Here is an 8,578-nt window from a genome sequence, read left to right as displayed (position 1 = left end):
TAGGACCCTGCTGAAAGAGCATTACCGTTGCCATCCCAGGATCATCCAGTTCTGCAACCAGCAGTTCTATGGTAACGCACTGGTGCCGATGACCCAGGACAACGGCGAAGCGCCGCTGCGTCTGGTGGTGACAGCTAAAGGCAATCACGCTCGCCAGAACACCAACTTACGGGAGCTGGATTCCCTGCTCAAGGTGCTTGATGACGAGGGCGAACCCGTCACGCTAGACGGCGACGGCCGTGGCTTCATCGCGCCGTTCCGCGCGCAGGTCACGCTCTCCGGCATGTATCTGCCAGTGGATTTCGTCAAGGACACCGTGCACAAGTTCCAGGGCCGGGAGTGCGATGAAATCGTCTTCTCCACCGTGCTGGACAAGAAACGCTACAACCAAGAGCGCAAGCGCCTGGATTTCGTCGATGACCCGCGCATGATCAACGTGGCGGTGTCGCGGGCCAAGCACCGCTTCACCCTGGTGACAGGCGACGAGGTGTTCACCGGCAACAACGGCCACATAGCTGCCTTGATGCGCTATGTCATCTATTACGCGCAGGACGAGCAGATCGTGCGGGCACCCGTGGTGTCTGCCTTCGATCTGTTGTATCGCGAATACGATCAATCCCTAGCGCGGTTGAATGCCCGCTTGCGGCTAAAGGATTCGCGTTACAAGTCCGAGCAGATCGCGGCGCAAATACTACGTCAGGTCCTATCTACGTCGGCCTGTCATGCCTTGATGGTCCACGACCAGGTCAAGCTGGATCAGGTTGCATCGCCGAATACCCCGGGCTTGACGGACCGCGAGCGGGCTTTCATGGCGCGTGCCAGTTGCGACTTCGTCATCTACTTCCGGGTGGGAAAGATTCCGGTGGGGGTGATCGAAGTCGATGGCGGCTCTCACGACCGACCCGATCAGGCGGCGCGGGATGCCCTGAAGAACGGCATCTTGGCGAAAAGCGGCATCCTTATCCTGCGCCTGCGCACCGTCGAAAGCCGCATCGAAGAGCGGGTTGCCGAGTTCGTTGCCCAATGGGCGAGCCCGGCGCAAGACGAGTAGTGCGGCGCATCGAGACGTACGTGGGCAAGCCAGCGGGCTTTGACCTAATTCAGCCATTGCACGGATCCTCGGTTGCCGTCGTTCTCTCGGTCTAGATAGACGAAATGACGTCGGAAGTGGGGAGGCGTCTGCACGGGGATTCAGCAGGATGGTCGAAACGCAGCCTTAAGCAAGCGCTTGCGCGGAATGGCTGTGTGGAGACGCACTTTCGAAATACGCCTCCCAGCGCAGTTTGCCGGCATAGCGCCACGCCATGCGGCCTTTGTCGTCCAGCGCGAAAAGATGCAACCACCGAACAGCGTGCGGACTTACCGGTGACGTTCGAGGATGTTGGCGATGGCTTCAGGTGGTGCCTCGATCAGCACGGAGAGCCTCAGCGGTTCGTGGGTCAGGCGTTCGCCGTCCCAGGGCAGTCCTCCGCGCAGCCGGCCGCCACTGCCCTCGACCACACCGATGCCGCCGGTGGCGTTATGCAGCAGCGTGTTGCCGGTCCCGAAACTCTCGGGCGCGACGGTCGATCCTTAGTACTGCAGGCTGATCCAGCTGGCGACGACGACCGGTGCGGTCAGGATTAATTCCAGCACGCCGAAGCCTTCGTCGCAACGCCAGTCGTAAACATCGTCCGAGGTGGCGGCGACCGGCTCGGCGTAGTCCGCGATGACCGTTTGCCAGCCAGGCACCAGCGCGGAGCCGCCGTTGTAAAGCAGCGCGGCGTCCCAGAGCATGCGAATGGCGAGCACGTCGGTGACACATGCATCGGTTGCGCTGCTCAATTCCGCCTGCCAGAGCCAATACCGGCGAGCTGGCCCCAACCGCCAAGCGTGGTAAGCAAGCGGTGGAAATAGCCGTCCAGCGCGTCCAGGGAGAGCCCGAAGCGGACGACGCAGTCGACGATGGCGTCTTTGGCATTGGCTGGCGCATCCGCCACAGACCGTGCGAAACCTGCGAGGCCGGCGATTTCCGGGGTCAGATCATGGGTCGCGATGATCCTCCATGTGCTGTAGGCACCGTCGGATTGGCCGACCGCCGAGAGCGCCTGGCCCTGATCGAAATAGCCGGCTGCCCAGTGACCGATGCGCTCGTTGACGATGCCAGGCCAGTCGATCGCGGCGGCGTCGAAGGCCAGCTCGGCGACCGTGGGGATTGCCTGCCGGGCGGGGCGCTTGGCTTCGACGGCCTGCTTGAGCGCGGACAAGGCCGGTGGGCGCAGCGCGACCGGCGCGCTCTGCAGGGCCGCCTGCAGATCGTCTTCGCTGATCTCGCCGGACTGTAGCCGCTCTGCATACCAGGACCGCGGCATGTTGACGGCGATACCAGAGGCGCGGCGCAGTCGCGCTGCTGCCATTTCCAGTGGCTCGTTGGCCTGGCCGAGGAAGGGGTTGACCGCAACGCTTGAAGCGGGCGGTCACAGTGTGGGAGGGCGCGTGCCGCACGCTACGCGGCGGCGATGATCACAGTATGGGAGAGGGACATGGCATTAGTCGTCGTGGTCATCAGCAAGCATGTGGGCCTGGCAGTGAGAGGTCACGAGAGGGCCAGCGGGAACAGTGCCAGACCGTACTGGAGCATCATCAAGCCCCTCTGCGCGACCGTGAACCAGGCCAGCGAGGTCTTGACCGCCGGCTGGGTCAGCATCACCAGCGCGCCGACAATGCGGTGAACCTGCCCAGCATGGCGAGCACGGCGAGCACGCCGGGGCAGACAGCATCAGGTCGGAAAAGCGGATCAGCAGGAAGCCGCCGCCGTTGATCACACCGGCGTGCAGCAGTGCCGAGACCGGTGTAGGTGCCTCCATCATCTCGGTGAGCCAGCCGTGGGTAGGGAACTGCGCCGATTTCAGCACCGCAGCGAGTGCGAGCAGGGCCGCCGCCGCGACGAGTGCCCAGGAGTGCTGCCCGCTCCGGGCCAGCGCATTGATCGTGGCGATATCGGTTGTGCCCATGCTTTTCCAGAGCAGCACTGCTGCGCAGGTCAGGGCGATGCCGCCGGTGGCGGAGAACAGGCGCTTCTTGCGTGCTGCGCGCTGCGCCTCCACACGCTCGGGATAGAACAGCAGCAGGCGATGCATCGCGATGCTGGTGGCGATCCAGGCGATGACGACCTGGACCACATTGCCTGCCTGCACCAGCAGCAGGACCGCTGCGAGCGCCATGCACAGCCAAGCGGTGAAGTAGCCCTGGCGTGCCTCGCCGTCGAGGTAGGTGCGTGCGTACCGCACCACGATCCAACCGACGAAGTCCACCAGCAGGAGCATCGTCACGCTGACCGCGTCGAGCCGTGCGGACAGGCCGATACCGCTCCATCCGATCAGCCCGCTGTCGCCGGTGCCTCGCAACTTGTTCGAGCGCCGCGGGCGGCAACTGCATCTGACCAAGGCGGGGCAGATCGTCCTCGACCATGCCGATGCAATCTTTGCCAGCGGCGATGAGCTGCTCGGCACGCTGCGGCAGACAGGTGCAGCGCGGCAGGCGCTACGCGTCGGCTAGTTCGCCACGCTGTCGCGCAATTTCCAGATGGAGTTCCTGCGCCCGCTGCTGGGCCGCACCGACATCGATCTGATTCTGCGTTCCGGTAACGCGGGCGAACTGCTGCGGGCGCTGCAGGCGCTCAATCTCGACGTGGTGCTGCTGAATCGGGCACCCACCGGCTCGCGGAGTACCCGATCAGCCTGGTGGGGACACCGGATCGGCTAGGCCACGCCGCCAGCTTCGCCGATCGCCTTCGCATCCACCCCATCATCTTGCCGACGGTGGACAGCAGCGTGCGCATCGGCTTCGAGGTGGGCCTGCGTCCGCAGATCGTGGCGGAAGTCGAGGACATGGCGATGATGCGACTGCTTGCCCGCGAGGACATCGGCCTGGCTGTTCTTCCGCCGATAGTGGTCAAGGACGAGATTGCGGCGGGCGCGCTGATGGAAGGCGATCAAATGCCGGATATCGTGGAAACGTTCCATGCGGTCACCGTGTCGCACCGCTTTCCGAATCCGTTGGTTCGGCTTCTGCTCCAGCCCGCGGCAACGTCTGGAGACCTGGAGTTCCATCCCATCTTCCATGAGTCGCGCAGACCCAAGGCTAGAGCGGATCGAACGTGGTCGGTCCAATAGACACTACTTCAGGATCTACCGCCGCGCTCATCATCGGGGAGTGGTCCGCAGGCGAACAATTCACTGCCGATGCTCGGGCCGTGCAAACGCATCCTTGCGTCCAACGCGCGTGGAGCGTCACCCCTGCGCCAACAAAAAAGCCGCGCAGTGCGCGGCTTGATGCATGACCCGGACCGACGTTCGTCTTCAGCGGACCTTGGCCAGTGCCACCCGGGCGTCGGCCATGAACTTCTGTGTTTCCTGCGGTGTTGCCAGGTTGGCGCCGATCTGGCTGAGCACCTGTTCGATGTCGCTGGAGGCGTCCCAGGCTTCATCGCAGAGCATGCCGGCGATCGGGCCGAGATAGTTCAACGCGACCTTTTCCAGTGCATCGCGGACGCGCTCGTCGGGCCCCGCGCTATCGCCGCTGGAAGCCGGCAACGCACTTGCTGCAACCGGTGCCGTAGGCGCTGGAGTCGCTGCCGGCGCAACCGGTGAACGCACCGGCACGGGTGCACCGCCAAGATCCTGTTCGAAACCGCCCATCAACCATTGCCGCGAGTCGTCGCTCAACAGCGAGGGTTTACCCAGGCCCGCCCCGGGGTCGACCTGGAAGCGCGCCTTCGCCGCGTTGACCATGGTGAGGCGTTGCACCGCCTCATCATTGCGCAGCATGCGGAACACCACTTCTTCGATCTGCCCGCTGTTGATGCGGACGATGCACGAGTGGTTTTCCTCGGTGACGATGAACAGAAAGCCGGACGCCTTCTTCAATGCCAGCACTTTGAGTTCGCGCAGGATCTCGATCAGCGGACGGAATTCAGTGGACATGGCGTCTTCCTTGCAGCATCAGGTACGGAATGGGTAACAGCGACTCAGCGTTTGCTGAGGCGCTCCATGGCCAACCGGACGCTGTTGGACAAACGGGAGATGGCGCGCGCCAGGGTACCGATTTCGTCCTTGAGGTTGACCTCGGCGATGGTGTGGTTCCATCTGCCCAGGCTCAGCTCTTCGGCCACGGTGGTCAAGTTCTGGATCGGGCGCAGCACGCGGCTCCAGATCAGCGCCCACTGCACGCCGACCAGCAATGCGCAGATCAGCAAGCCGATGCAGGCGATCCACAAGGACTGACGCACGATCACGCTGTTGACATCGCTCTTGGGATACGCCGAGACCAGGGTGAAGCCCCAATCGGGCACGTTCTCTTTTTTCATCACCCAGTCGTTCGGGCTTTCCTTGACGATCCGTTCGATCGTGGCCGCGTCGGTCGTCGTGCCGGTGGTCGATTGGAAGCGCAACTTGTTCTTGCTGTCGAACACCGCAACGAAGCCGTCCGAAAGGACGCGGCGGCTGCCGATCACGGTGGCCAGCGCCTGCGTATCGGCCTTGTAGCCGACGTACCATGCACCGATGACGCGCTTGTCGCTGCCGGCAAAGATCGGCTCGTAGCCGGTGATATAGGGATTGCCGAGGATATCGACCACGCCGTAGAAGCTCTCGCCGTTGCGTAGCTTGGCAGCGGCCTGACCATTTGGATCGAGCACGGTCCCGATGGCACGGCTACCGTCGTCTTTCTTGACATTGGTGGAGATGCGTACGAAGTCCTCACCGGTATACGAAAACAGGGTTGCGGTGCCCTCGTGAACCGAGGTGATCTCGTCGAGCATGCCGAACACGTTGGCCTGCGACTTCTGACCCAGCAGCACATCCTTGGCGGTGCGGTCCGCTACCCGGACGTCGTTGCCGAGACTGGCGGTACCTTGCGCATTCGCTTCCTTGCGCAGATGGCGCATGGAGGAGTTGACGCGGTCGAGCAGCATCGTGCGGGTGACCGAAAACATGGTCTGCGCCAAAATCGAGGTTCGCCCGATGGACGCGTCGGTTTCGGACTCGACCCGTTCCGCTTCGGTAATGGCCAGAATGACCGTCAGTGCCACCACCACGACCAGCCCCAAGGCCAGCACCGGCAACAGCAGGCGCACCCGCAAAGAGTGACGAAGCATCGCAATTCCCCTGAACGCGTTTAAATGATTGAATCGACTGCCGCCGCAGCGCAGTTCCGCGATCGGACGTAGCCGTTATCGGCGAACGAACCAGATGCTGAAGCGGTCCCCATGCCGCTTGGCGGTGCATACGATAGCGCAAGAAGATCGATTTGAGCGCGTGTGGCTATTGCGTGCATCGTTGCGTTGAAGAACGGACAGACCGGTGCATGCATCAAGCAGAACGCGTCAGATACGCCTGCAGATCGCATTCGCCTGCGCGATGCGCCTGCGCAGGTGGCGTGTGATCGGGTCGAGCGATGCGCAGGCCGACTGGAAGATGCATCAATGGACGCGTAGTGCTTACGGCGTTTCTACGTGACGTCCATCCGTGATGGCTCGTGTTGAGGCGAAGACTGTGCGAGGTCTTCTTCTCGGCTTGCGCGCGGCATGCCAGACCTGATCGAGCCCAACCGTAACGCCTAGGTCTCAGTGCAGCGCGATGTCCCACAGCAGCTTCAGATTCAGGCACACGATCACCGCCGCAATCACCCAAGCGATGCGCACCAGCCATGCCGGCGCAACCAATGCGCCCATCAACTGGCGGTCGGAGACGAAGCGCACCAACGGAATCACCGCAAACGGCAACTGCATCGACAACACCACCTGGCTGAGCACCAACAGCCGCGCGGTGCCGGCTTCGCCGTACAACCAGGTCACGATCACCACCGGCACGATGGCGATGCCGCGGGTGAGCAGGCGCCGCACCCACGGCGGCAGGCGCAATTGCAGGAAGCCTTCCATCACGATCTGCCCGGCCAGCGTGGCGGTCACGGTGGAGTTGATGCCGGAAGCAAGCAGCGCCACCGCAAACAGGGTCGAGGCAAGGCCAACCCCCAGCATCGGCGCCAGTAACGCATGCGCCTGTTCGATTTCCTGCACGTCGGTGCGACCCTGCGCATGGAACACCGCCGCCGCCAGGATCAGGATCGAGGCGTTGATGAACAATGCGACCATCAATGCCACGGTACTGTCAGTGATCGCCCAGCGCAGCGCCGATTTGCGGCCGAGATCGGTTCGCGGATACGCGCGTGTTTGCACGATCGACGAATGCAAATACAGGTTATGCGGCATCACCGTCGCACCGATGATGCCGATCGCCAGGTACAACGCCTGCGGGTCGGTGACCACCTGCGCACGCGGAATGAAACCGCCCAGCACCGCCGCAATGGGCGGCGCGGCCAGTGCGATCTGGATGCCGAAGCACACGAAGATGATCAGCAGCAGCGCGATCACGAACGCTTCCAGCGCGCGGAAACCGCGGTTCATCAGCAACAACACCAGCACCACATCCACCGCGGTGATGATCGCGCCCGCGGTGAGCGGGATGCCGAACAACAGCTTCAACGCAATCGCGGTGCCGATCACCTCAGCCAGATCGCAGGCGATGATCGCCAGTTCGCAAATGCCCCACAGCGCCAGATTGACGCGGCGCGGATAGCGCACGCGGCAGGCTTGCGCCAGATCTAGCCCGGTCGCGATGCCCAGTCGCGCCGACAGGCCCTGCAGCACGATCGCCATCAAGTTCGACAACAGGATCACCGACAGCAGCAGATAGCCGAACTTGGAGCCGCCAGCCAGATCGGTGGCCCAGTTGCCCGGATCCATGTAGCCGACCGACACCATGTAGCCCGGTCCCAGAAACGCCAGCAAGCGGAACCACCAATGGCCGCCGTTCGGAACGGAGACGCTGGCGTGGTGGTTGCCCAGGCCGCCGTTGGTGGCGGCGGAAGCGCGTGCAGGGGGAAGGGTGTCGGCGGACATGCAAGGCAGGCGGCGAGAGCGGTCAAATGCATGATATAGCAAGTGCTATGCTATTGAGCAGTGGCAAACTCAATCGTATTGATCGGCTGTGTGCCTCAAACTACACATCCGGGCACGAACGCCGGCGACGATGACGAGGACGAGGGTGGGCAAGAGCGAAAAGGTGGAAGCGGCTGCGCCGGTCCTGATCGATGCGCAGGTGCACATGGAGAGCTTCCGTCAGGTGCGCGAAGCGCGCCGCGCCGAGCTGGTCGAAGATTATGTGGAGCTGATCTCCGATCTGCTGGTCGACGGCGGCGAGGCGCGTCAGGTCGATATCGCTGCACGCCTGGGCGTGGCGCAACCTACCGTGGCCAAGATGCTCAAGCGGCTGGTGCGCGATGGGTGGGTCGTCCAACGACCTTATCGCGGGGTGTTTCTGACACCGGCCGGCGAGGCGTTGGCTGCCTCCAGCCGCCAGCGGCACCAGATCGTGGAGCGCTTCCTGCTTGCGCTTGGCATCGACGAAGCCACGGCGCGTCGCGACGCGGAGGGCATCGAGCACCATGTCAGCGAGGCCACGGTTGCCGCGTTCGCCGCGTTCCTGGACCGCCACGGCGGTTCGGCCACGTGAGCGTGCCGGCCGAGGTGCCCACTGAT

At 63.4% G+C, this 8,578-nt stretch carries 5 protein-coding genes and 3 pseudogenes; 3 read left to right on the top strand and 5 right to left on the bottom strand.

The features are described 5' to 3' along the window. The coding region (locus XBLMG947_RS19160) for an AAA domain-containing protein (protein WP_139074437.1) at positions 1-1,051 on the top strand (1,051 nt) is incomplete at its 5' end. A gap of 165 nt (positions 1,052-1,216) precedes the next feature. Here XBLMG947_RS19160 and XBLMG947_RS19155 read toward each other — a convergent pair. Both XBLMG947_RS19155 and XBLMG947_RS19150 read right to left on the bottom strand, forming a co-directional pair. After that, positions 1,217-2,551, bottom strand: a pseudogene (locus XBLMG947_RS19155) (putative inorganic carbon transporter subunit DabA). A 30-nt stretch (positions 2,552-2,581) separates the two neighbouring features. Continuing rightward, a pseudogene (locus XBLMG947_RS19150) lies at positions 2,582-3,437 on the bottom strand (proton-conducting transporter transmembrane domain-containing protein); the annotation flags it as partial. Here XBLMG947_RS19150 and XBLMG947_RS19145 point away from each other — a divergent pair. Beyond that, a pseudogene (locus XBLMG947_RS19145) lies at positions 3,388-4,082 on the top strand (LysR substrate-binding domain-containing protein); the annotation flags it as partial. The pseudogenes XBLMG947_RS19150 and XBLMG947_RS19145 overlap by 50 nt on opposite strands. A gap of 258 nt (positions 4,083-4,340) precedes the next feature. On the opposite strand, the gene XBLMG947_RS19140 reads toward XBLMG947_RS19145, so the two are convergent. The 3 genes from XBLMG947_RS19140 to XBLMG947_RS19130 all read right to left on the bottom strand — a co-directional run bounded on the left by XBLMG947_RS19140 (position 4,341) and on the right by XBLMG947_RS19130 (position 7,939). Next, positions 4,341-4,964 carry a DUF8082 domain-containing protein gene (locus XBLMG947_RS19140; RefSeq protein ID WP_065470159.1) on the bottom strand — a complete coding sequence of 208 codons (624 nt, stop codon included), beginning with the start codon at positions 4,962-4,964 and terminating at the stop codon, positions 4,341-4,343. A gap of 44 nt (positions 4,965-5,008) precedes the next feature. Beyond that, positions 5,009-6,136 (bottom strand): Cache 3/Cache 2 fusion domain-containing protein, encoded by a 1,128-nt coding sequence (locus XBLMG947_RS19135; protein ID WP_065470158.1) that lies wholly within the window; start codon positions 6,134-6,136, stop codon positions 5,009-5,011. A 468-nt stretch (positions 6,137-6,604) separates the two neighbouring features. Beyond that, positions 6,605-7,939: an Nramp family divalent metal transporter gene (locus XBLMG947_RS19130; protein ID WP_065470157.1), complete on the bottom strand. Its 1,335-nt coding sequence runs from the start codon at positions 7,937-7,939 to the stop codon at positions 6,605-6,607. 145 nt (positions 7,940-8,084) lie between these two features. Between XBLMG947_RS19130 and mntR the strand changes: the two genes are divergently transcribed. Next, complete coding sequence (gene mntR, locus XBLMG947_RS19125; protein WP_065470156.1) at positions 8,085-8,552, top strand: manganese-binding transcriptional regulator MntR; 468 nt, start codon at positions 8,085-8,087, stop codon at positions 8,550-8,552. The last annotated feature ends 26 nt before the right edge of the window (positions 8,553-8,578 follow it).

Origin of the sequence: Xanthomonas bromi, assembly GCF_900092025.1 — a bacterium.
GTDB lineage: Bacteria > Pseudomonadota > Gammaproteobacteria > Xanthomonadales > Xanthomonadaceae > Xanthomonas > Xanthomonas bromi.
This window is presented reverse-complemented; position numbering and strand designations above follow the sequence as displayed.